Origin of the sequence: Sorangium sp. So ce1504, assembly GCF_051521635.1 — a bacterium.
GTDB lineage: Bacteria > Myxococcota_A > Polyangia > Polyangiales > Polyangiaceae > Sorangium > Sorangium cellulosum_B.
In genome coordinates this window covers 11,144,413-11,167,134 of the sequence record NZ_CP150365.1, presented here as the reverse complement: position 1 = coordinate 11,167,134, position 22,722 = coordinate 11,144,413, and the positions used below count along the sequence as shown (strand labels likewise).

Here is a 22,722-nt window from a genome sequence, read left to right as displayed (position 1 = left end):
TCCGGCGCGCCGCCGGTACGGCGGCGCTGCCGTGAGCGCCGAACGAGGGAAGAACTCAGGCGCTAGTTGGAGGCGTCGTAGTTGAGGTTGGGGCCGAGCCAGCGCTCGACCTCCGCGACGGTCATGTCCTTGCGCGCGTGGTAGTCGATCACCTGGTCGCGATCGATCTTTCCCAGGCTGAAGTACCGGGCCTCCGGGTGCGCGAAGTACAGGCCGCTCACGCTCGAACCGGGCCACATCGCGAACGACTCGGTGATCTGGATGCCGGTGCTCTTCTCGACGTCGAGCAGCCGCCAGAGCGTGCCTTTCTCTGTGTGATCCGGGCACGCGGGGTAGCCCGCCGCGGGCCGGATGCCGCGGTACTTCTCCTCGATGAGCTCGGCCTTGGTCAGGTCCTCCTGCCGGCCATAGCCCCACTCGTCGCGCACCCGCTTGTGCAGGCACTCGGCGAACGCCTCGGCCAGGCGATCGGCGATCGCCTCGGCCATGATGGCGTTGTAGTCGTCGTGGCCCGCCCTGAACCGCTCGCACAGCTCCTTCAGGCCGATCCCGGCGGTCACCGCGAAGCCGGCGATGTGGTCCCGGAGGCCGGTCTCCCTGGGCGCGATGAAATCCACGAGCGACCGGTTCGGCTCGCCGCTTTCCTTCGCCGTCTGCTGGCGCAGGAAGTGAAACCGCTCGAGCACCTTCGTGCGCGTCCCGTCCGTGTACACCTCCACGTCGTCGCCCACGGCGTTCGCGGCGAAGAAGCCATACACGCCGCGCGCCGTCAGCAGCTTCTTCTCGATGATCGTGTCGAGCAGCGCGTTCGCCTCGGAGAAGAGCTGGCGCGCTTGCTCGCCGTACTTCTCGTGCTCCAGGATCCGCGGATAGACGCCCTTCAGCTCCCACGTGTGGAAGAACGGCGTCCAGTCGATGTACTCGCGCAAGGTGGCGAGCGGGAAGTCCTCGAGCACGCGCGCGCCCGTGAACTCCGGCACCGGCAGATCCTCGGCGCGCCATTCGATCCGCGTCCGGTTCGCGCGCGCGGCCTCGAGGGAGACGAGCTTGTGCTTCGGCGCCGCGTGGAGCCGCCGGAGCTTCTCGTACTCGGCGCGGTGCTGGGCGACGAACGCCGCCTTGCCCTCCTCGCTCAGGAGGCTCGTCGTGACGGGCACGGCGCGGCTCGCGTCGACCACATGCACGACCGGCTCGCTGTAATGCGGGGCCACCTTCACGGCCGTGTGCGCCTTGCTGGTCGTCGCCCCGCCGATCAGGAGCGGCAGCTTGAAGTTCTGCCGCTCCATCTCGCGGGCGACGTGGATCATCTCGTCGAGCGACGGCGTGATCAGCCCGCTCAGGCCGATCAGATCCGCCTTCTCCTGCCTGGCGCGCTCGAGGATCTTCTCGCACGGGACCATGACGCCCATGTCGATCACCTCGTAATTGTTGCAGGCGAGCACGACGCCCACGATGTTCTTGCCGATGTCGTGGACATCGCCCTTCACCGTGGCAAGGACGATCTTCCCCTGCGTCTTCACCTCCTGTCCAGCGGCGGCCATCGCTGCCTTCTCCTCCTCCATGAACGGCGTGAGGTACGCGACGGCCTTCTTCATCACGCGCGCTGATTTCACCACCTGCGGCAGGAACATCTTGCCGGCGCCGAAGAGATCTCCGACGACGCTCATTCCATCCATCAGCGGGCCCTCGATCACGGAGAGCGGGCGGCCGAGCTTGGCGCGCGCGTCCTCGGTGTCGACATCGATGTACGTGTCGATGCCCTTGACCAGCGCGTGCGACAGCCGCTCCTCGACGGTGCCTTTGCGCCACTCCTCTTCTTTCTTCTCGGTCGCGGCGGCGCCGGCGCTCCTGGCCTTCAGCGCTTCGCCGAAGTCGACGAGCCGCTCCGTGGCGTCCGGACGCCGGTTGAGCAGGACGTCCTCGACGAGCTCGCGGAGCTCGGGCTCGATCTCCTCGTACACCTCGAGCATGCCCGCGTTGACGATGCCCATGTCCATGCCGGCCCGGATGGCATGGTAGAGGAACGCCGAGTGCATGGCCTCGCGCACCCGGTTGTTGCCGCGGAAGCTGAAGGAGATGTTCGACACGCCGCCGCTGACCTTGGCGTGCGGCAAGTTCGCCTTGATCCAGCGGGTGGCCTCGATGAAGTCGACGGCGTAATTGTTGTGCTCCTCCATGCCGGTGGCGACCGTGAGGATGTTCGGATCGAAGATGATGTCCTCGGGAGGAAACCCCACCTCGTCGACGAGGATGCCGTACGCGCGCTTGCAGATCCGGATCTTGTCCTCGTAGGTGGCGGCCTGCCCTTGCTCGTCGAAGGCCATGACCACGACGGCGGCGCCGTACTTGAGGACGGTCTTCGCGGTCTCGCGGAACTTCGCCTCGCCCTCCTTGAGCGAGATGGAGTTCACGATGCCCTTGCCCTGCATGCACCTGAGGCCCGCCTCGATGACCTCCCATTTCGACGAGTCCACCATGAACGGGACCTTCGCCACCTCGGGCTCGCTGGCCAGGAGCAGCAGGAAGCGTGTCATCGCGGAGACGCCGTCGATCATGCCCTCGTCCATGCAGATATCGATGACGTTGGCGCCGTTCTCGACCTGCTGGCGCGCGACGCTCACCGCTTCTTCGAACTTCCCTTCCTTGATGAGCTTCGCGAACTTCGGCGATCCGGCGACGTTGGTGCGCTCGCCCAGGATCATGTAGACGCCGGGCTGCTGCGTGAACGGCTGCGAGCCGGACAGGCGCAGGGGGATCGGCGCGCCGGACGAGGCCTCGCCGCCGGGCGGGGCCTCCGCGGGGGGCCTCGGGTCGAGGGCGCGCGGGGGCTTGCCGGCGAGCGCCTTGGCGATGGCCGCGATGTGCTCGGGCGTGTTGCCGCAGCAGCCGCCGGCGATGTTGAGGAGGCCTGCGTCCGCGAAGCCGCCGATGTGGCGCGCCATGTCCGGCGGCTCCAGATCGAAGCCCGTGGGGGAGAGCGGGTTGGGCAGGCCGGCGTTCGGGTAGCAGGAGATCGCGGCGCTGGACTTCTCCGAGAGGTCGGACAGGAACGGATACATCAGGTCCGGGCCGAGCGAGCAGTTCAGCCCGATGGCGAGCGGGTTCACGTGCTTCACCGCGTTCCAGAACGCCTCGACCGTCTGCGCGGAGATCATCGTCTCTCCTCCGCGCCCGACCGCCGCCGAGATCATCACCGGCAGGGTCTTGCCGTCCTTGTCGAACACCTCTCGAATGGCGACGAGCGCGGCCTTCGCGTTGAGCGAGTCGAAGATCGTCTCGACCAGCAGCACGTCGGAGCCGCCGGCGATCAAGGCGCGGATCTGGTGGACGTACGCCTGTTTCACCTGATCGAACGTCACGACGCGGAAGCCGGGATCGTCGGCGTCCGGGGAGTTGGACAGGGAGACGGTGAGCGGGCCGATGGCGCCCGCGACGAACCGCTGCCGCCCGTCGGCGTTCGCCACGCGATCGGCCCATTCGCGGCACTGCCGCGCGGACTGCTCGTTGATCTCCCAGGCGAGGTCGTTGAGGAACGGGTCGTCGATGATCCCTTGATAGAAGGCTGGATCCTTCCGCCCGCCGTGCTCCCGCGGGTCGTCCACGAAGAACTCGCTCTGGGTGATGCTGGTCGCGCCGAAGGTGTTCGTCTCGATGATGTCGGCGCCGGCCTCGAGGAACCGCCGGTGGATATCGCAGATCATCTCCGGCTGCGTGAGCGAGAACAGATCGCCGTTGTTCAGCAGGTCTTTCTTCGAATCCGCGAATCGCTCGCCCCGGATGTCCGCTTCCTTCATCCCGTAGGTGCGGATGGTCGTCCCCATCGCCCCGTCGATGATGACGATGCGGCTCTGGAGGAGCTTCTGGAGTGGATGAAGGGGAGGCGTGGTGTTGTTGGACGGCATGATCAGCCTCGCTTGGCGCTCTTGGAGGGACCGGGGGTCGGCTTGTCGGCGATGGCGAGCACGACCTGGAAATGGGGTTTCTTTGTCTCGCGGCAGGCGACTTCGGACGCGGCGACATCGAGCTTCACGCGGGTGAGCATGGCGCGGATGTCGGAGGGCGAGAAGCCGGGGTGGCGCTCGCCGTAGGGCACGGTGATCTCGCGCTGCTGGTGCGCGTCGAGCGACAGGATGACCACGCGACCGCCCGGGCGGAGCACGCGGGCGCACTCTTCCAGCGCCCGCGGCGGGTCCTCGGCGTAGGTCAGCGTGTGAAACACGAGGACCGAGTCGAAGGAGGCGTCTCCGAACGGCAGCGCCTGGACATCGGCGACCTGGACGCGGACGTGGGGCTGGGTCGAGAACCGCTCTCTCGCGGCCTCGATCATCCGGCTGCTCGAGTCGATGCAGGTGAGCGAGCGGCAGTAAGGCGCGAGCGCGCTGGCCGCCGCGCCGTCGCCCGATCCGACGTCGAGGACGTCGCCGAGGCGGAGCAAGGCGGCGATGCCGACCGCGAGCGACTGCCATGTGCGGCCCGGGGAGTAGTGCCTCTCCATCTCGCCGGCGAAGGACTCGGGGAGGCCGCCGCGCCGCTCGGCGTCGAGCTCCAGGAGGCGCCGCTGGTCGCCTTCCAGGGTCGGGTCGGGCGATTTCGTTGCCTCATCGAGGAGGGCCTTCGCGGTCCCGGGCAGGGTATCGACCGCGAGCGCATAGAACGACTGCGGCCCCTGGCGCCGATCCCGCACGAACCCCGCCTCGCGGAGCCGCCCGAGGTGCGTCGAGACGCGCGACTGCGCGATGCCCGTCACGCGAACCAGATCCGTCACCCGCAGCTCGCGCTCGCGGAGGAGCACGCAGAGCCGTATCCGGCTCTCGTCCCCGAGGAGGTTCAGCGTCTCGATGTATTCGGAAAGACTCATGTATTCATGTATCTCGATGCGCGAATGTCATAGAGGCCCCGGCTGCCGGAGTCAAGCGCGGCGGTGCCCGAGGAGCGCCGAGGGCTGCGCGCCACGCTCGTGCCTGTGTTCGCATGGCATGTCCCCTGCAGTCGGGCTTCGCCCTGAAAGGAGCGTTGCCCTGTCATGACGAAGCGACCTTCTCGGCGGATCTTCCTCCACGCCGCGGGCGCCAGCCTCGCGCTCGGCGCGTGTGCGGGGAGCGCGCAGCTGCGGCAAAACGCTACATCCCCGGGCGCGGGCGCTCTGGAGCCTCCCGAGGGGCCTTCCTCCGGGGCGCCAGACGAAGAGGACGTCGCGCTGCCGGCGGGCGGCGTGATGCCGACGAGGACCCTCGGGCGGACCGGCGTGAAGGTCAGCCTCCTCGGCCTCGGCGGCTACCACATGGCGGTCCCCACGGACGAGCAGGAGAGCATCCGGCTCGTTCGCTTCGCGATCGATCACGGGGTCACCTTCCTCGACAACTGCTGGGATTACCACGACGGCAAGAGCGAGGAGCGCATGGGCAAGGCGCTCCAGGACGGATACCGCAGCAAGGTCTTCCTGATGACCAAGCTCGACGGCCGCACCCGGGCGACCGCCGAGGCGCAGCTCGAGCAGTCGCTCCGGCGGCTGCGCACCGACGTCATCGATCTCGTGCAGATGCACGAGATCATCCGGATGAGCGATCCCGAGCAGATCTACGGGCCCGGCGGCGCGATGGAGGCGCTCGTGGCCGCGAAGAAGGCCGGCAAGATCCGGTTCATCGGCTTCACGGGGCACAAGGACCCGGACATCCACCTCGCCATGCTGAAGATGGCCGAGCGGCAGGGCGTCCCGCTCGACACCGTGCAGATGCCTCTCAACGTCCTGGATCCCCATTACCGGAGCTTCGAGAAGGCGGTGCTCCCGGTGCTGACGCAGCAGGGCATCGGGGTGCTGGGGATGAAGCCGTTCGCCGGCGGGGAGATCGCGAAGGCGGGCGTGGTCTCGCCGATAACCTGCCTGCACTATCCCATGAGCTTGCCGACGTCGGTGGTCATCACCGGCTGCGACAGCCTGGGTGTCCTCAAGCAGGCGCTCAAGGCGGCTTACACGTTCCAGCCGCTCGGCAGCGAGCGCGTCTCGGCGATCCTCGCGCGCACCGCCGAGCTCGGGGCCAGAGGAGAACACGAGCATTTCAAGACCACGGAGCGCTTCGACGGCACGACGAAGAACCCCCACTGGCTGACGACCGCGAATCTCTGAGCGGGAGCCCGGCGGGGGCTCCCAACGCAAGGGGGGCAAGCCTCGCCACGGACGTCGCCGCGCAGGCGCCCTGCTCCTCCGCCGGCGCCCCGCGCGCGCCAGCCGCTGCACGTGCCCGAGCGTGTGGATTTTCTAGCCCCACAAGAGAGAGCGCCGCCGACGGCATCGATCGATTGTTGAACTACCGTCGCTTTCCCAGGAGAGTGAATGAATCAGGGTTGCATCTCCGACATGGCCGACCGCCTCGCCGCCCAGGCGCGGGCCGATGTCCGATATGCCGGGGCGCCTCGCCGCCCAGGCGCGGGCCGATGTCCGATATGCCGGGGTGCCTGGTCGAGCACGCGCCGGCCATGTCGTCCGGGCATTAGCACTGCTGCGGGAAGTCGGAGGGGGAAGCGAACGGCCATGACGCCAAGGGCGCCAAGAAACCAGGGAACTGGAGTTTCGAGGGGCTGGAAGCGCCGCCCCCAACCATCGCCGGACGTGTCGAGCCCGGGGTAACTCGCTCGTCGTGCAGCCCGGAGCGCACCGGTTCGGAGGACCCGGCGCGCTCCCCGCGGGGCTTCAGTGGTGGAGGAGCCACCGCGCGAGCGGCGCCCGGACCTGGTCGACGGCGTCCGCGGCGTAGAGCGGGTCGCCGTGCCCGAAGTCCTCGTCCTCGCGCGCGGGCGTGAGGCGCCTGACGACATGAGCGGTGACGTTCGTGGAGGCGATGAGCGTGGTGGTGTAAAGGCCGTGATCGCCGAAGCCGCCGGCGGCGCCGAGGTAGAAGAGCGGCTCCTGGATGTCCTCCAGGTGATCGGCCAGCGGGAGGGGGGCGTCGCCGCACCGCCGCGGTCTGGGCGGACACGCCCGCCAGGGCGGGTGATGTCGACACGGTGGGCGCCTCTCGGCGGGTGCGGCCAAACCGCGGGTCCGCGGCCGGCCGCGCGCCAGTTGCTTCGGCTCACCCTGGTGCCATTCGAGCGTGGGGACCCGCCGGCGGTGCACGATGTCCAGTGGTGCGCCATGTCAATGAATCACGAACCTGTTCGACGACTTGCCCAGGATGGTGGATGGCATGTTCTGCCCACTGCGATGTGAGATGAGATGCCCCTTGCCTTCCGGAACCCATTTGCTTTCACTCTCCGCCCGAGTCGGTCCCGCTCCGCCGCGCGGCGATTCGATCCTGGCCAAGTCGTCGATTAGGATTGTGATTTCAATGAGCAGATCGGGAGAGGCAGGCGATCATGGACGTCTATGAGGCAGTCAGGAGCCGACGGGCGGTGCGCGGATTCACCGACCAGCCCGTCTCGAGGGAGGTGCTGGAGCGCGTGTTATCCGCAGCGGCTTGGTCGCCATCCGGATCGAACCTCCAGCCATGGAACACCTACGTGGTGACCGGCGCGCCGCTGGCTGAGCTCAAGAGGCTCGCCGTGGCGCGCGTCGCTGCGGGCGACCCCTGGGACGAGCGGGAGTACGAAATGTACCCGCCGGGACTGAAGTCCCCGTACAGAGAGCGCCGATCCGCCTTCGGCAGGGAGCGCTACGCCTCGCTCGGCATTGCTCGCGAGGACTGGGAGGCGCGGCAGAGGGCCGCGATCGCCAACTGGGACTGTTTCGGCGCGCCCGCCGCCCTGTTCTGCTACATCGACCGTGACCTGGGCCCGGCCCAATGGGCCGACACCGGGATGTATCTGCAGACCGTCATGCTGCTGCTGCGCGCCGAAGGGCTGCACAGTTGCCCGCAGATGGCGTGGTCGCAGGTTCGCAAGACCGTCGCGCAGGTCCTGTCACCCCCGGACGGGCTCATCCTCTTCTGCGGCATGTCGATCGGCTACGAGGACCCCACGGTCGGTTACACCCGTACGGGCCGGGCGCCGCTCGACGAGACGGTCAAGTTCATCGACGGTTCTAGTTCGCGCTCTTCAGAGGAGACGGGATACTAGAAGCCGAAGGTCGGATCCTTCTCGGAAGCGCCCTTGCTGGAGGGCGCCCCCTGAGAGGGCCGCCTGGCCGGGGGAGGCGCCTGCGGGCGCGCAGGCCTTGGCGTGGCCTTTGCGGCGCCAGGTGGGGGGGCGGCCGATGGGGGGGGCGCCGAGGCGGAGGCCGCGCTGGTCGGGGCCGACGATGCCGGCGTGGCGGGGACGGCGCTCGCGTCCGGGGGAGGCAGGGCAGGCACCTCCTCCACCCGTGTCGGCGGTGCAGCGGACGCCGGAGCGTCCGGCGGAGACGTCGACGCGGGGGCAGCGGTGACCTCGGGAGCAGGCGAGCGAAGCAGGACGACGGCGGCGATCCCCAGGCCGACCACGAGCACGCTGGCAGCCACGGCGAGCACCGCCCGCGACGGGGCGCGACGATCCACGGGCGGGGGCAGCGCGCCTCCAACGGCCTCCAGCGTGCCGCTGGCGGTCAGCGTGCCGCCCGCGGCCAGCGTGTCGCCCGGGCCCACCACGCCACCCGGGACCCGCGTGCGGTCCTCGACGACCGTCCCGCCCGCCGCCAGCGTGCCGCCGGCGGTCACCGCGTCGTCCAGGGCCACGGTGCCGCCCCCGAGGACCGGCGCGGCGCCGTGAGCCGGCGGGATGCCGAGAGCCTGCGCGATGCCGAGAGCCGGCGCGGCGCCGTGAGCCTGCGCGACGCCGTGAGCCTGCGCCTCGGTCGAGTCCAGCGAGTCGCGCGAGTCCGGCACCGCCGTGCGCTGCACCGCCGCGGCGAACGCGCGGGCGAGCTCGCTCGCGCTCTGGAAGCGCTCCGCGGGCTCGCGCTTGAGCGCGCGCTCCAGGAAACGATCCAGCTCGGGCCACAGCGCAGGCGCGAGCTGCGAGGCGACCGGAATGTCGCCCGTGCAGATCTCCACGAGCACGTCGCCGAGCTCTTCGCCGGGGAAGGGCAGCTGGCCCGTGAGGCACTGGAAGATGATCACGCCGAGCGACCAGAGATCGCTGCGGAAGTCGATCGTCTTGCTCCGGCGCACCTGCTCGGGGCTCATGTAGTGCGGCGAGCCGATGAGCGTGCCGGTCTTCGTCGCGTCGGCGGCCAGCCCGGTGCCGATCGCCTTGGCGACCCCGAAGTCGAGGATCTTGACGATCTCCTCGCCCTGCCGCGCGAGGAAGATGTTCGCCGGCTTGAGGTCGCGATGGATGAGCCCCACCTCGTGCGCGCGGCGGAGCGCCTTGGACACCTGGCTCACGATGCCGAGCAGCTCCTCCGGCTCGAGGCGCCCGTGGCGCGCGAGGTACGCCGCGAGGTCCTCTCCCTCGAGCAGCTCCATCGCGAGGTAGGGCGTGTCGCCCTCGAGGCCGTAGTCGTAGACGTGGACCACGTGGGGGGTCCGGAGCTGGGCCGAGGCCTTCGCCTCCCGCTCGAACCGCGCGCGCGCGACGGGAGAGTCGGCGTGCTGCGGCATCATGAACTTGAGCGCGACCTCGACGTCCAGCTGGAGGTGCCGGGCCACCCAGAGAAAGCCCATGGCGCCGCCCGCCAGCGGCCGCTCCAGGCGATACTTCCCACCGACGACGCTCCCCGCCTCAAGCGACAGCATGCGATCGAGCCTTCCGCGTCCCAGCGTCGTTCCGTTCGGGCCTCCGCGGTCTAGCAGAGGCCGGGCCCCATGTCGTGCTCCTTACAGCGGCCGGCATCTCGCCCCATCATGCCACGGGCGCGGCGACGCGACGAAGGCCGAGCGCGAGCGGGCTGCTGTCGCATCTTCTCCTCCCCCGCATCGGCAGGCTTTTCGCCCGACCCCATGGGCGCTCCGCGACCTCGAGGCGAGGGGTCGATGTCGCTGAAGAGGGAGGAGCTGCTCTCGCCCAGGTGACCCAGGCTTCGCTCCGTGCACGCAATGATGGTGAAATTTTCCGACTATTCAGGCGTTCGGCACCCGCCGATCGCCGACGCCGATGCAGTCCAGAGATAAGGGCGAGCTGCCGCGCTCGTCCGTGACACGGGCCAGCGCGCTGCGTGCGCAGGAGCTCGATCCCCAGCGTTGAGGCCCACGCCTTCGGCCGCCGCGTCCTTCGCGCTCTCCCCCGGTACGCGCACGCGCACCCCGAACCTCCGCCCGACGAACTACCACTCTCCTATCCATCGATTCGCGCCCCCCAGCGCCGTGGCGGTACAGCGCTGAATACGCGATTTCTGAATGACATCGACGCGGCGCATGTAACAACCCGATTCTCCTCCTCCCCATACGCGATGACGCTCTCCCTCGCTTCGCAAAAACAGCATGCCCCGCGTGAAAATTGGCTTGCTGGCACGTTCGGTAAATCCCATTCTCGTCACCGCACCGATGCGCATCAGATACGACGCGTTCGGCAAGAACGTCCTGCGCGAGACCCTCGCTCTCACCGGCGGCGCCGACACTCAGGTCGAGGTCATCTCAACTTCTCAGACCATGGACATCTGGTACGTGCCCGATCCCGCCCGCGCCGCGTTGCGCGCAGAGCTCGGCCTGCTCGGCGAGCTCGCGGCGGAGCCCTGCCAGTTCGAGCTCTTCCACGACACCCCCGGTCCGGCCGAGCTGCGCGGCTGCGTCCGCAAGCAGCTCCACTGGCACCACGAGCTCGAGCGCCGCGCTGGCGGCGCCGTGCCCTTCCCGCGGCTGTGCGTCCTCAGCAGCGGCCGGCCCGCCACCGTGCTCGACGCGTTCGGCTTCGACCCGGTGCCCGGGCGCCCCGGCCTCTACCGGGCCGCGCCGGGATGGCAGATCGACCTCGTTGCCATCGCCGAGCTGCCGCGCGTCCGAGACACCCTGCTCCTGCGCCTGCTCGGCGCACGCGCCGTGCTCCGCGATGCCATCCGTGAGCTCATCGCCCTGCCCGACGACGCCTGGGAGAGGAGCATTGCCCTGCCTTGGCTGGTACGATTGCGCTTCGAGGTCCCGGCCGAGCCCTCGGCGCGCACGACGGAAGACGCGGAAGAGGAGGAGATCGTGACAGAAGTTCAGCAGTGGTTCGAGCAGCTCAAGCAGTCGCTCCGCGACGAGGCGCGGAAGGAGGCCCTCCAAGAGGGGCGCAAGGAGGGCATCAAGGAGGGCATCAAGGAGGGCATCAAGGAGGGCATCAAGGAGGGCATCAAGGAGGGACAGCTCCGGGTGCTGGCGATGCAGTTCGAGAAGAAGCTGGGCCGACCGCTGACCGAGATGGAGCACTCCGTGTTGGCTGAGCGGTTCGAGCGCCTCGGCGCCGATCGCCTCGACGATGCCAAGCTGGCACTCCCGCCCGAAGCGCTCGCCGCCTGGCTCGCGGACCCGACGGCGCGCTGACACGATAGCCGGCGCCATCAGGCTCGGCGAGCCCGAGGACGAGCCCGCCCGGCCGCAAGGACCCGAGGCGCACGCCCTCGGCGCGTCGCGCGGGGGCGTAGCTGCGGCGTCCGGTACTAAGCTGCGTGCGCCATGGTCGACGCTTCCCCCATCACCGCCGTCCTGGGCCCGACCAACACCGGCAAGACCCACCGCGCCATCGAGCGCATGCTCTCGCACGACTCGGGCATGATCGGCCTGCCGCTGCGCCTGCTCGCGCGCGAGGTCTACGACCGGGTGAGCACCCAAGTCGGCGAGGCCCGCGTCGCGCTCGTGACCGGCGAGGAGAAGCGCGTCCCCAGGCGGCCGGACTACTGGGTGTGCACCGTCGAGGCGATGCCGGTCGATCTGGAGGTCGACTTCCTGGCCATCGACGAGATCCAGCTCGCCGCGCACGACCAGCGCGGCCACGTGTTCACCGAGCGCCTGCTCCTCTCGCGCGGCCGGCGCGAGACCTGGTTCCTCGGCGCCGACACGATGCGGCCGCTCATGGCCGAGCTCGTGCCGACCGCCAGCATCGTCCAGCACCCGCGCCTCTCGCGGCTCGCGAGCGCCGGCGCCGGCAAGCTCTCGCGGCTGCCGCCGCGCAGCGCCGTCGTCGCGTTCTCGACCCCGCAGGTCTACGAGATCGCCGAGCGGCTGCGCGCGCAGCGGGGCGGCGCGGCTGTGGTGCTCGGCGCGCTCTCGCCGCGCACCCGCAACGCGCAGGTCGCCCTCTTCCAGTCGGGCGAGGTCGACTACCTCGTCGCCACCGACGCGATCGGCATGGGCCTCAACCTCGACGTGCGCCACGTCGCGTTCGCGGCGCTCCGCAAGTTCGACGGGCGCGCCGTGCGCGACCTCGACCCCGCCGAGCTCGCGCAGATCGCCGGCCGCGCGGGCAGGCACCTCGCGGACGGGACCTTCGGCACCGTCGCGCCGCTCTCGCTCCCCGACGGCGTGGCCGCCGCGATCGAGGCGCACCGGTTCCCCCCGGTGCGGCGGCTGCTCTGGCGGAGCAGCGAGCTCGACATGAGCTCGATCGACGCGCTCCTCGCGTCGCTCAGGGCGCGCCCGCGCGCCCGCTCGCTGAGGCTCGTCGACGACGCGGAGGACACGGCCGCGCTGGCGAGGCTCGCCGAGGACCCGGAGGTGCGAGCGCGCGCGCGGGGTGAAGAGGCGGTGGGGCTCCTCTGGGAGGTCTGCCGCATCCCCGACTTCCGCAAGCTCCTGTTCGAGTCGCACGTCGCGCTCCTCGCCGAGATCTACGGGCAGCTCTCGGGCCCGAGCGCGGCGCTCGACGCCGGCTGGATGGCCGCCCGGGTGGCCGAGATCGACGAGGTGGCCGGCGACATCGACACGCTGATCACGCGGATCGCGTCGATCAGGACGTGGACGTACATCTCGAACCACCCGCGCTGGGTCCGCGACGCGGCGGCGTGGCAGGAGCGCACGCGGGCGATCGAGGATCGCCTGAGCGACGCGCTCCACGAGCGGCTTGTGCAGCGCTTCGTCGAGCGGGGCGGCGGCGCGGCGCGCCGCTCGCGGTCGTCGTCGGGCGCGCGGTCGTCGCCGGGCGCGCCCTCGACGCAGCGGCGCGCGGAGGCCGAGCCGCCGGCGGTGCCGGCGGGGCACCCGTTCGCGCCGATCGCGGCGCTCAGGGCCCGGCTCGCGCCGGGGCCCGCGGCGCTCGCGCCCGAGGACGATCGGGCGCGCTGGGTCGAGGCGCTCGTCGGGGCGCCGCACGAGCGGTTCTCGGTCGACGTGGGCGGGCGGATCTTCGACGGCGAGCGGCTGCTCGGGCAGCTCGCGCGCGGCCCGACGCTGCTCCTGCCCGACGTGCGGCTCGCCGCGCTCGAGGACCTCGGCGCGGGGGCGCGGTCGCGCGTGCTCCGGCGGCTCGTGGCGTTCGCGCGCGATCTCGTCGAGGCGCTGCTCGCGCCGCTGCGCTCGCCCGAGGTGCGCGCGCTCCCGGCCGCGGCGCGGGGGATCGTCTACCAGCTGGAGCAGGGGCTCGGGACGGCGGCGGCGCGCGACGCGGAGGAGCAGGTCGCGGAGCTCGCGCCGGAGGGCCGGGCGCTGCTCGCGGCGCGCGGCATCGAGGTGGGCGAGCGCGTGCTCTACGTGCAGCCGCTGCTCCGGCGCGGCGCGCTCGAGCGCCGCCTCGCGCTGTGCGCCGCCTGGTTCGACCGCGGCCGGGTGCCCGCGTGCCCGGCGCCCGGCGCGGTGTCGATGGCGGTCGCGCGGGGCGTGGATCCCAAGGCCTACGCGGCGATCGGCTACCCGGTGTTCGGGACGCGGGCGCTCCGCGCGGACGTGGCGGAGCGGGTGCTCCGGGCGCTCGCGAGCGGCGAGCCGGCGGAGCGGCTCTCGGGCTGGATGGGGTGCTCCGCGCGGGAGGCGCCGAGGGTGGCGGCGTCGCTGCTGGGGTAGGGGAGAGGAGAGGGGGCCGGCGACAGCCTCGCGAAACGACGCGCGCGTTGCGACAAGCATTCATCCTTGAGTCCCTCATCCCCTCACAAGCTGATTTCACAGGTAAGCTCGGGGGTATCTCTCGACTCGCCGTGCGTAATAGCCCAGTTGACGTCGCTCGACATAGCGCGTCGCACGATCTCCTCCATGACCCCTACAATCCACAAACGAAGCAGCACCGAAGGGGGCCCGAGATCTCCGATGGTCAGCACCACCTTCCAGGCAAATCCGGTGTCAACACGCCAAGATCCGGACGTAAAGAGGCACGACAAGATGCTGGTCGTATGGTGCAGGACGGGCACGACGTTCACCGTCGGCACCGCGTAAACTGGGCGCACGAACTGGTGCAGGTCGCCGCTGACCGCCAGTCGACCGAAGTCACGCCAGCGCTTGGGATCCCGCAGGACCAGCGACGTGGCGAGATCCATGTAGGTCGTGAGCGTCTCGAGATCGTATCTCGCGAGCAAATCGAGCGACTCATGGCGGAGGTCGTCGCGGCAGTGTTCGGGCATCTGCGCCACGACCAGGTCGCGTGCGCTCCTGCCGCACTCGTCGATGAGCGTCCGATCCATGCTCCGCAGGACAACACCGCTTACTCGAACTTGTCCTGCGGCGCTCGCGCGGCGCGGCTGTCCCGGGGTGACGCTCGGCCGCGTGAGGCGCGTCGCGACGACGGCTTGCTCGATGCGCGCTGCAACGTCGGCCCAGGCGATCTCGGGGTCAGGAGAGCTTGCCAGCGGCTCGCCGTCCGCGGGGAGGGGCGTCAGGAACGCGAACGCCGCAGCGCTCCAGTCGCACGGGCGCAAGATGATCGGAATCACCCGCGCGCCGTCGCTGGTCAGCAGCCGCTGACGCGCCTGCTCGACGTCGGCGCCGCACTCGTCGTCCGCCAGGAAATCGGCGCTTACCAGCAGCAAGATGATACGGGCCTGCGCGAGCCGGGTGGCGGCCGCAGCGCTCCGTTCCTCGTCGGCCCCGATCAGTCCTCTGTGCCAGGGACGGATGAGCCCCTGTCGGACGAGCGGGCCTAGATGGCTATCGAGGCGACTCCTCAGCGCCTCGTCCGCATGCGCATAGGAGATGAAGACGTCGATCGCCAGATCGGCCACGCTCGCGAGCATACCAGGATCGGCGACGAACGCGCAGGAATTCGTGGCGTGCGCGAGGTCGATCCTGCTGGCCCCCGCGCCTGCCGACCGTGGCCGCGCGAGCACGGAAACGGGGGCGGCATTTTCCCCTCTCATTTCCCTGGTTTCTTGGCGCCCTTGGCGTCATGGCGGTTCGCTTCCCCCTCCGACTTCCCGCAGTAGTGCTAGGCTCGCGGAGCCGTGCGATCGACCCACCCGGTCTCACAACTGCGGCGGTCCCCGAACCTGCCTTGAAAACGAGACAATTCTCATGTCCGAATCGTCGTCCAGGAACGCGAGCCAAGATCTGACGAACGCCGTCAGGCCGGCGGCCATCGTCGTCATCTCGTTCTATATCGCGGCGCAGCTCATCAGTCAGATCGCAAGCCTCAAGATCGGCGTCGTCTTCTCATTGGCCGTGGATATGGGGACCTTTATCTATCCCCTCACCTTCACCTTGCGGGACATGGTCCACAAGACCATCGGCAAGCGCGGCGCCCAGACGTTGATCCTTTGCGCCGGCGGGGCCAATCTCCTCATGGCCCTCTATCTTCTTTGGGCCGCACAAGTGCCGTCTGACCCGTCCTGGGGGCTCGGCGATCAGTTCTCGGCGATCCTGAGCCCGGTGTGGCGAATCGTGTTCGCGAGCATCGTCGCGGAGGTCGTGAGCGAGCTGCTGGACACCGAAGTCTTCCATCGGGTCCGCGAGGCCTATTTGAGAAAAGCGGGCCCCAGGCGCCAGTGGCTCGCGGTCCTTGCGAGCAACGCCGTCAGCGTTCCGGTCGACAACCTGCTGTTTTGCTTCGGCGCCTTTGCCTTTGTCCTGCCGTTCGACGTGATCCGGCAGATCTTCGCCATCAATCTGGCGACCAAGCTCGCCATGACCCTGATAAGCCTGCCGGGCATCTATCTCGTGCCCGACAAGAAGAGCGAGGACGCCCCGGGGCCGCAGGCATAGCCCGCTGCTCAGGGCTTGCAGAAATCTTTGGCCGTCTGGACGGCGGCGACGGTGAGCTTCACCGCCTTCGCGCCGCCGGAGACGACGTACTCGGACGCCCCGTAGATGTCCGCGCCCGGCGCCCAGTTGTACGAATAGCCCAGCCTGGTCCAGGGAAAGCCCGTGGGCGTCTGACCCTTCTCCGGCACTTGCCACGACGACATCGCATGGTTCGTGAACCACCTGTAGTAGTCGGCCGGCGCCAGTGAAGGCTGCTTTTCAGGCAGCTTCGTCCCGTCGCAGGAGTCGGTGTCGACGCGGGCGTCCGTGCACGGGCGGAAGATGCTCGCGGCCGGCACCCCCGAGAACGTGACGAACTGCCGCTCCGTCGTGTCCGCGGGGAGCGGCGGCTGCGGGGCTGACATGCCGAGGACCTGGTGGATCTGGAGCACCACATCGCCTGTCCACGTCTTGCACTTGTTCTGGAGCTCGCCGTTGCTCGTGACCCACACGTCCCACTTCACGTTCACGGGCTGCTGCGCCACGTAGGCGCCGCACTTGTTCGGTCCGCCGTCGCCCCGGCAGCCGGCCCAGGTGGTCACGGTGTAGGTGCCGTTCGCGTCGGGCTTGAGCGGCACGAGCTTGCGCGCGGCAGAGGGCGTGACGACGGCGGACTTGAAGATCGCCTCTCTGTAGAGCGCATCGAGATCCACCACCGCGGGGGCCGCCGGGCCCGGCGCGGCTGTCGCCGGCGCGGTGGCGGCTGTCGCCGGCGCGGTCGCGGATGGAGCGGGGCTCGTCGCAGGGGCCGCGGGCTCCGGGCTGGGTGATGGGGCGGTGGCCGCCGCGGGAGGCCGGGCCCCCGACACCGTGACGCACGCTCCGAGCGGGAGCAGGAACAGGCTTGTCATGGCCGCCGTCGCGGCGCGTGAGGATCGGATCATCTTCGCGGCTTCTCCTTGGTTGCCGGACAACACTATCCGACCTGCGGCGACGGCTACAGCGTCACGGGCCCCGTGTGCTGGAGGAGCTGCCCGGTCGGCCACGTCGACTCCGGCGCGACGTGAACGAAGGTCATCTCGACGTGATCGGCGGGCCCTCGGTCGCCGCGAGCTCTTCAGGACCGATGGTCGAGGGCGGCGGGGTCGGATGCTCTCGACGCGTGCAAAGCCGGCACGGCCGTGCCACGGTAGGCGCCCGCCACGCAGAGCTCGATGCTGAGGCCCCCGCGCACCACAGGCCACGTCCTCACCCTGGCGCTCCTCCTCGTGGTCGCGCCGGCCCAGGTCGAGGCGGGTGATGGCGCGCCAATCCCCCCGGCCATGGCCGCGCCAGGCGGGGCGCCGGCGACCGCGGCGCCGCCGACGAAGGATGTCTCCGCCGGGCGCCGCGCCGTCGCTGCGGCCGGCGCGGTGCTTCGTCGTTGCCCTGGGTCGAGACGCAGCTCGGATTCGCCTACGTCCACGACCCCACGTTCGCGTACTGCACGTTTCTCGTGCCAGGCATGGATCTGCGCCTGAGCTCCCTCCGCCTCTCGGGCTCCGGCTGGTTTGCCTTGAACGACGACAATGCGCGCCTCCGCGTCGAGGCCGCGCATCGCTTCATCGGCCCCGGCACGGCGGACGGCCCGCGCGCGGCGGACGGCTCGTTCCTCGAGATCGAGGGCGCGCTCACCCATCACCGCTACACCTCCGACGACTTCTCGATCACCACCGGCGAGGTCAGCCTCGAGGGCCGGCTCGATCTCGCCCACCTCGGGCGCACGCTGCGGGGCTCGTTCGCGGAGATGGGCTGGGGGATCGCGGTCGAGGGCTACCGCCACGGCCGCCGCCCGCTCGAGGGGAACGAGCTCTTGATTCCCCACTTCGCCTTCGGCGCGTACCTCGGGCACGCGGGGTATCCGCGCGGCGAGGCCAAGGTGGTTTACGACCACCGGCACGACGGGTACGTCGGCGGCGCGAAGCTCCCCGGCCTCGGCAGCGGCGTCCCGGGCCATTTCGGCCTGGAGGGCCGGCTCTATGCCTCGCCCCGCTGGGGCCTGCTCGCCGACGTGAAGGCGGGCTCCGCGTACGTCGGGCGCCTCGCGCTGCTCTTTCGCCCTGGAGACTCGCCATGATCCTGAGAGACGCTCTCCTCGCGCTCATCGCCCTCACCGCGCCGCTCGCCCTCTCCTGTCTGGACGTGGCCGAGGGCCGCGCGCGCCGCGACCTGGAGGTGGGAAAGGCCTCACGCGGAAAGGCGCGCGTCGCCGTGGACGAGGGGCTCGCGGCGATCCGCCGCCTCGACGCGGGCGAGCTCGCGCTCTGGGCGAGCGCGCCTGCGCTCTCGATCCGCCTCACCGACGAGGCGGGCGGGCCGTGGAAGATCACGATCGAGAACATGCTCGCCGACGCCGAGCTGTCGGCGCGCGTCGGGGACGAGCGCGTGCCCGTGGAGCTCGTCGAGGCGCCGTTTCCGACCCAGCGCACCTTCCGCCTCTCCCTGCCGCCCGGCGCCGAGGCGACCCTCTCGCTGCGCCCGCCGGACGAGGCGCGGCGCGAGCCGTGGCGGTTCGCGGTCTTCGCCGACGTCCAGGAGGACATCGACCGCGTTCAGGACATCTACGCGAAAATGAACGAGGCGGAGGGCGTCCGCTTCGCGCTCATCAGCGGCGATCTCACGTCGCGGGGCTCGCCCGAGCAGCTCGAGCGATTCCAGCGCGAGATGAAGACGCTCCGTTTTCCCTGCTATGCGACGCTCGGCAACCACGAGCTCGGCACGCGGGACGACCTCTACCACGAGTGGTTTGGCCGCGGGAATTACCGCTTCGCGTTCCGGGGTGTGCAGTTCACGATGCTCGACTCGGCGAGCGCGACGATCGATCCGCTCGCCTACGGGTGGCTCGACGGCTGGCTCACCGAGGGGCAGGATCTCCTGCACGTGGTCACGATGCACCTCGCGCCCCTCGACCCGGTGGGCTCCCGCAACGGCGCATTCGCGAGCCGCGCCGAGGCGAACAAGCTCCTCACGATGCTCGCGGACGGGCGCGTGGATCTCACGTTCTACGGCCACATCCACTCGTTCTATGCGTTCGAGAACGCGGGGATCCCTGCGTACATCTCGGGCGGCGGCGGCGCGATCCCCGAGCGGCTCGACGGCATCGGGCGCCATTTCGTCACGGTCGACGTCGAGCCCCCCGCCAAGATTGCGCAGGTCGCCGTGGTCCGCGTGGATTGAACCGGATCGCTTCGCTGTCCGAGCCGATCGTCATCGCAGGCGACCTTCGCGCTGGTTGTCCGGGTCGTCCGCCCTCGTCGCGCCGCGGTCGTAGCCCTCGTCCGTCAGCCCCTTGCGGTAACCGAGATCGATGAGCCAGCGCAGGAGCCTCGGGAAAGCGCCGGCGCCGCTGCCGAGGAGGCGAATCATCGTCGCCTTCGCGCCGCCGCCCTTGTTGAGCGCAAGGTGCTGAGTCGCCAGCGCCATCAGATCGGGGACGGCGCCCGCGTCGACGTCGGCGGAGCGTTGCCAGATCTTCGACCGCTGCAGGGCCTCGTTCGCCAGGAGCTCCGCGCGCTCCACGCGGATGACGAGCGCGGCCTGCGGTGGCTTTCCCGCGAGCGCCATGGTCGACAAGAGCGCCGGCTCGTCGGTGACGCACGCCGTGCCGCTGACGTGCAGAACGTCGTCGCGCCCTGGAACCACGGCCGCGAGGGAGACCTGGTCGCACGTCACGACGTTGTGGAACGTATCGGTCCGCCGGTTTCCCCGGCGATCGGGGATGACGAGCGTCTCGCGGTCGAGGATCCGCAAGAAGCCCGGGAAATCTCCTCGCGGGCTCGTATCGCCCGAGCCCGCAGCGTCCCACGACGAGAGGACGGCAAAGGGGCTCGATGCGAGGAAGCGAGCAACGCTCGGATCGCCGAGGGGTCCGCCTTCCCTTTCGTGGCGCGCGCCATCACGCGGCAATGGCGGCTCGACAGCGGCCGCGGCGCGAGCGCGCGGCCCCTCCCAGAGGCGGGATCGGAGGATGCTCCTCGCGCAGTGCACGAAGGCCTCTTCGACGGTGACGACGATCCGGCCGCCGCGTCGCTCGGCCACGGAGCCGTTGAGCCGGAGGGTCTCGCCGATCCCCGGCACGAGGAAGACGAACGAGGCGCCGCTGCCGGACTTCGGCGTCGGGTGCCTCGCCGGTAGCTCGAACCGGACGCGCTTCGGCGATTCCACGTGCGCAAAGCCGCGGGCGCCTCCGACGAAGGTGCTGCGCCAGCCTCCCTGTTCGTCACGAAAACCGAAGCCGGCGACCGGAGCATTGGCGAGGACGCGCCGACATCCCTCGTCCAGGGCGCCGATCTGCTTCATGCGCACGGCCGGGATCGGGGCGCCGACGATCGCCTCGATCTGCTGCGCGGTCATCACCTTCCGCATCGAAGAGCCTCTGCCTTCCTGCCCACCGAAGAGCGGTTTCCCGGGCTCCGGCACGGCCGCCGGAGTCCGGCACGGCCGCCAGAGCGCGCAGAGGAACCATCGCAGCCGGCGAACTTGACCGCATTCCGAAATGAGGACATTTTATTTTGCAATCCGGCCATGGGTTCGAAGCGAAGGAAGCGCCCCGCGTCGCCCGTGTCATCAACGGCATCGGCATCGGCATCGCCCTCCGCCGGCTCCACCACGAAAGGCTCGTCAGCCCCGCCCGCGTCGTCGTCGATCGATTCCCCCGGGTGGACCTTTCACGGCGACGTCCAGATCGCGAACGAGCCACGCGCGTCGGCGGCCGAGGCGATGGAGTCGCTCTCGCGTCGCTTCGCGCGCGAGGATCGTGGCCAGTGGCGAAGCACGCTCGCCCGGCCCGCCAACGCCGTCGGCCTGAGCATGGTCACCGGCGGGCTGGAGAGCGAGTTCCACAGCCACCGCGAGTCACAGCTGTTCTTCCTCGAGCGCGGCGAGGTCACGTGCGAGGCGTCGAACGCCCTGTGGATCGTCCCACCGCGCTCGGCGCTGTGGATCCCCGCCGGAGTGCTCCACAAGATACGAGGGCGCGCGCCGCTCGAGGGCTACGGCGTCTTCATGGAGCCGGACGTGGCTCCGAGCCTGCCGGCCGAGTGCTGCGCCGTCTCGGTCACGCCGCTCTTTCGCGAGCTGCTCGTCCGTCTCGCGGCGCGCCCCGCGCTGTACGACCTCGACGGGCCGGATGCGCGGCTCGTGGCCGTCCTGTTCGACGAGCTGGCGGCGGCGACGATCGAGAAACATCGCCTGCCGATGCCGGCCGATCAGCGCCTCCGAAAGCTGGTCGATGCGATGGCGGAGAACCCCGCCGACGGCGCGACGATGGGCACGTGGGCCCGCCGGATCGGCGTCGGCGAACGGACCCTCAACCGGCTGCTCGTCCGGGAGACCGGCCTCAGCTTCGGTCGCTGGCGCCAGCAGCTCCACATCGTCCTGGCCCTCCAGCGGCTCTCGCGCGGAGCGAGCGTGCAGAGCGTCGCGAGCGATCTCGGCTACGAGAGCGCGAGCAGCTTCGTCACCATGTTCCGCAAGGCGCTCGGCGTGTCGCCGGCGCGGTACATGGCCCGTCGTCTCGGCCGGCTAACGCTGGACCAAGGAGCTCAGCCATGACTCGATGTCCCGCGTCGGCGGGTAGCTGTCTTGCTCTCGCTCGCGATCGCCGTCGATCGACAACCGGAACATCGGGCACTCTTCATCCGGCGGAAAGACCTTCTTCTGCACGACGGCCCCGGTCCGCCTATCGAGCACGGTGGCCTCGGTCTCCTTGAACCGGATCGTCAGGTCGGCGAGCGGCTCGCCCGCGCGGTCCTTGTACCCGGTGCACGTCTTTCGGCCCTTGATCTCCGGGAGCCGGCGCGTGATGGCCACCAGATCCACGTCTTGCAGAAGGACCGCCTGGCCGAAGAGCTTCATGGAAGCCGTCTCGAGGAGGAGCACGCTGCTCAGATCGCTCTCCTGCTTCGGCTCGCCTTCGAAGAGGACCGGCCCATTCTTGACGCGATCGAGCACCGACAGGACGGACATGGCGGCGTCGACCTGGCGCAGCTCGATGGAAGCTGCCTGTCCGGAGGGGAGCTCGATCTCGAGCTTCGCCTTGGGTCCTAGCAGGGTATCGCGGTACCTGGCGACTGGAACTCTTCCGAGCTGGCCCTCGACATTGTCGAGCTTGATGATGTCATAGATAGTGCTCTCGATGCGCCCGCTCTTCTCCCCGACCTTCCACCTGGTGCCTTCCGGGAAGCTGTGGAAGGTGATCTGGTAAGTGCCCTCGAAGATGGCGACGTCGCCGTGGAGCGCTTCGTCGGACTTGACGACGAATTTGCGCTCGTTCGACCACTCCAGCTCGAGCGGGCCGCGGAACGGTTCGGGGACCCGCGCGCCCCGCGGGGCCAGCACGGCGATGCTCACGATCATGGCGATCGCGATGGCGACCCCGAGGAGGATCGCCGCCAACGTGCGTCTCGGCGCCGCAGCGGGGCGACGGCTCGGCGCCGCAGCGGGGCGAGGCGCGGCCACGGACGGGATTGGGCGCTGCAGCTCGTTGTGTGTTCCGCAGTAACGGCACACGATCGTGCGGCTGCCCGGCGGGACCTCCAGCGGCGCGATGCATCGCTGGCAGTGGTAAACGTTGACGGGGCTCATCGGCTGCAAGCTCCCCCAGGAACGCGAGGGCACGTGGACACTCCGCGCGCGGGTTCACGCTGGAGCTGACAAGTGAACACAAGTGAACAAGTGAAAAGGACGAGGACGAGCTCGTGGACGATCCCTACATCATCGCCTCTTCCTCGCCCAGGCTCCCCGTTGTTCTGCCTTGACA

At 69.8% G+C, this 22,722-nt stretch carries 16 protein-coding genes; 8 read left to right on the top strand and 8 right to left on the bottom strand.

Annotated features, from left to right (window positions below; genetic code table 11):
* Positions 1–62: 62 nt before the first annotated feature.
* Complete coding sequence (gene metH / locus WMF39_RS42080; RefSeq protein WP_437742073.1) at positions 63–3,902, bottom strand: methionine synthase; 3,840 nt, start codon at positions 3,900–3,902, stop codon at positions 63–65.
* A gap of 2 nt (positions 3,903–3,904) precedes the next feature.
* Positions 3,905–4,858 (bottom strand): ArsR/SmtB family transcription factor, encoded by a 954-nt coding sequence (locus WMF39_RS42075; protein ID WP_437742072.1) that lies wholly within the window; start codon positions 4,856–4,858, stop codon positions 3,905–3,907.
* A gap of 165 nt (positions 4,859–5,023) precedes the next feature.
* On the opposite strand from WMF39_RS42075, the gene WMF39_RS42070 reads away from it, so the two are divergent.
* The gene (locus WMF39_RS42070; RefSeq protein ID WP_437742071.1) at positions 5,024–6,124 is read left to right on the top strand and encodes an aldo/keto reductase; all 1,101 of its coding nucleotides are present in this window, start codon (positions 5,024–5,026) and stop codon (positions 6,122–6,124) included.
* A 564-nt stretch (positions 6,125–6,688) separates the two neighbouring features.
* Here WMF39_RS42070 and WMF39_RS42065 read toward each other — a convergent pair.
* Positions 6,689–7,030, bottom strand: a complete 342-nt coding sequence (locus WMF39_RS42065) for a hypothetical protein (protein ID WP_437742070.1) — start codon at positions 7,028–7,030, stop codon at positions 6,689–6,691.
* Between the two features lie 323 nt (positions 7,031–7,353).
* On the opposite strand from WMF39_RS42065, the gene WMF39_RS42060 reads away from it, so the two are divergent.
* Complete coding sequence (locus WMF39_RS42060; RefSeq protein WP_437742069.1) at positions 7,354–8,052, top strand: nitroreductase family protein; 699 nt, start codon at positions 7,354–7,356, stop codon at positions 8,050–8,052.
* Here WMF39_RS42060 and WMF39_RS42055 read toward each other — a convergent pair.
* Positions 8,049–9,647 (bottom strand): serine/threonine-protein kinase, encoded by a 1,599-nt coding sequence (locus WMF39_RS42055; protein WP_437742068.1) that lies wholly within the window; start codon positions 9,645–9,647, stop codon positions 8,049–8,051. The two genes, WMF39_RS42060 and WMF39_RS42055, sit on opposite strands and share 4 nt — an antisense overlap.
* A gap of 693 nt (positions 9,648–10,340) precedes the next feature.
* Between WMF39_RS42055 and WMF39_RS42050 the strand changes: the two genes are divergently transcribed.
* The gene (locus WMF39_RS42050; protein ID WP_437742067.1) at positions 10,341–11,369 is read left to right on the top strand and encodes a hypothetical protein; all 1,029 of its coding nucleotides are present in this window, start codon (positions 10,341–10,343) and stop codon (positions 11,367–11,369) included.
* A 132-nt stretch (positions 11,370–11,501) separates the two neighbouring features.
* Complete coding sequence (locus tag WMF39_RS42045; RefSeq protein WP_437742066.1) at positions 11,502–13,820, top strand: helicase-related protein; 2,319 nt, start codon at positions 11,502–11,504, stop codon at positions 13,818–13,820.
* Between the two features lie 83 nt (positions 13,821–13,903).
* On the opposite strand, the gene WMF39_RS42040 is transcribed toward WMF39_RS42045, so the two are convergent.
* Positions 13,904–15,103, bottom strand: coding sequence for a TIR domain-containing protein (locus WMF39_RS42040; RefSeq protein ID WP_437742065.1), 1,200 nt, complete (start codon positions 15,101–15,103; stop codon positions 13,904–13,906).
* Positions 15,104–15,257: 154 nt separating this feature from the next.
* Between WMF39_RS42040 and WMF39_RS42035 the strand changes: the two genes are divergently transcribed.
* Positions 15,258–15,944, top strand: coding sequence for a queuosine precursor transporter (locus WMF39_RS42035; protein WP_437742064.1), 687 nt, complete (start codon positions 15,258–15,260; stop codon positions 15,942–15,944).
* An 8-nt stretch (positions 15,945–15,952) separates the two neighbouring features.
* On the opposite strand, the gene WMF39_RS42030 is transcribed toward WMF39_RS42035, so the two are convergent.
* The gene (locus tag WMF39_RS42030; RefSeq protein WP_437742063.1) at positions 15,953–16,867 is read right to left on the bottom strand and encodes a hypothetical protein; all 915 of its coding nucleotides are present in this window, start codon (positions 16,865–16,867) and stop codon (positions 15,953–15,955) included.
* A 479-nt stretch (positions 16,868–17,346) separates the two neighbouring features.
* Here WMF39_RS42030 and WMF39_RS42025 point away from each other — a divergent pair, with 479 nt between their 5' ends.
* The gene (locus tag WMF39_RS42025) at positions 17,347–18,039 is read left to right on the top strand and encodes a hypothetical protein (protein WP_437742062.1); all 693 of its coding nucleotides are present in this window, start codon (positions 17,347–17,349) and stop codon (positions 18,037–18,039) included.
* A complete protein-coding gene (locus tag WMF39_RS42020; protein WP_437742061.1) occupies positions 18,036–19,139 on the top strand; it encodes a metallophosphoesterase family protein in 1,104 nt (367 codons plus the stop codon). The genes WMF39_RS42025 and WMF39_RS42020 overlap by 4 nt, the downstream gene beginning before the upstream one ends.
* Before the next feature lie 30 nt (positions 19,140–19,169).
* Here WMF39_RS42020 and WMF39_RS42015 read toward each other — a convergent pair whose 3' ends face one another.
* Complete coding sequence (locus tag WMF39_RS42015; protein ID WP_437742060.1) at positions 19,170–20,327, bottom strand: pyridoxamine 5'-phosphate oxidase family protein; 1,158 nt, start codon at positions 20,325–20,327, stop codon at positions 19,170–19,172.
* Positions 20,328–20,681: 354 nt separating this feature from the next.
* On the opposite strand from WMF39_RS42015, the gene WMF39_RS42010 reads away from it, so the two are divergent.
* The gene (locus WMF39_RS42010) at positions 20,682–21,515 is read left to right on the top strand and encodes an AraC family transcriptional regulator (RefSeq protein ID WP_437748103.1); all 834 of its coding nucleotides are present in this window, start codon (positions 20,682–20,684) and stop codon (positions 21,513–21,515) included.
* On the opposite strand, the gene WMF39_RS42005 is transcribed toward WMF39_RS42010, so the two are convergent.
* Positions 21,486–22,547 (bottom strand): hypothetical protein, encoded by a 1,062-nt coding sequence (locus WMF39_RS42005; RefSeq protein ID WP_437742059.1) that lies wholly within the window; start codon positions 22,545–22,547, stop codon positions 21,486–21,488. The two genes, WMF39_RS42010 and WMF39_RS42005, sit on opposite strands and share 30 nt — an antisense overlap.
* Positions 22,548–22,722: the final 175 nt, after the last annotated feature.

Bases quoted from the DNA above. Each gene is read 5' to 3' on its own strand.
- metH (WP_437742073.1), bottom strand. From the start codon at position 3,902: ATGCCGTCCAACAACACCACGCCTCCCCTTCATCCACTCCAGAAGCTC.
- WMF39_RS42075 (WP_437742072.1), bottom strand. From the start codon at position 4,858: ATGAGTCTTTCCGAATACATCGAGACGCTGAACCTCCTCGGGGACGAG.
- WMF39_RS42070 (WP_437742071.1), top strand. From the start codon at position 5,024: ATGACGAAGCGACCTTCTCGGCGGATCTTCCTCCACGCCGCGGGCGCC.
- WMF39_RS42060 (WP_437742069.1), top strand. From the start codon at position 7,354: ATGGACGTCTATGAGGCAGTCAGGAGCCGACGGGCGGTGCGCGGATTC.
- WMF39_RS42055 (WP_437742068.1), bottom strand. From the start codon at position 9,647: ATGCTGTCGCTTGAGGCGGGGAGCGTCGTCGGTGGGAAGTATCGCCTG.
- WMF39_RS42045 (WP_437742066.1), top strand. From the start codon at position 11,502: ATGGTCGACGCTTCCCCCATCACCGCCGTCCTGGGCCCGACCAACACC.
- WMF39_RS42040 (WP_437742065.1), bottom strand. From the start codon at position 15,103: ATGAGAGGGGAAAATGCCGCCCCCGTTTCCGTGCTCGCGCGGCCACGG.
- WMF39_RS42035 (WP_437742064.1), top strand. From the start codon at position 15,258: ATGTCCGAATCGTCGTCCAGGAACGCGAGCCAAGATCTGACGAACGCC.
- WMF39_RS42030 (WP_437742063.1), bottom strand. From the start codon at position 16,867: ATGATCCGATCCTCACGCGCCGCGACGGCGGCCATGACAAGCCTGTTC.
- WMF39_RS42020 (WP_437742061.1), top strand. From the start codon at position 18,036: ATGATCCTGAGAGACGCTCTCCTCGCGCTCATCGCCCTCACCGCGCCG.
- WMF39_RS42015 (WP_437742060.1), bottom strand. From the start codon at position 20,327: ATGCGGAAGGTGATGACCGCGCAGCAGATCGAGGCGATCGTCGGCGCC.
- WMF39_RS42010 (WP_437748103.1), top strand. From the start codon at position 20,682: ATGGAGTCGCTCTCGCGTCGCTTCGCGCGCGAGGATCGTGGCCAGTGG.
- WMF39_RS42005 (WP_437742059.1), bottom strand. From the start codon at position 22,547: ATGAGCCCCGTCAACGTTTACCACTGCCAGCGATGCATCGCGCCGCTG.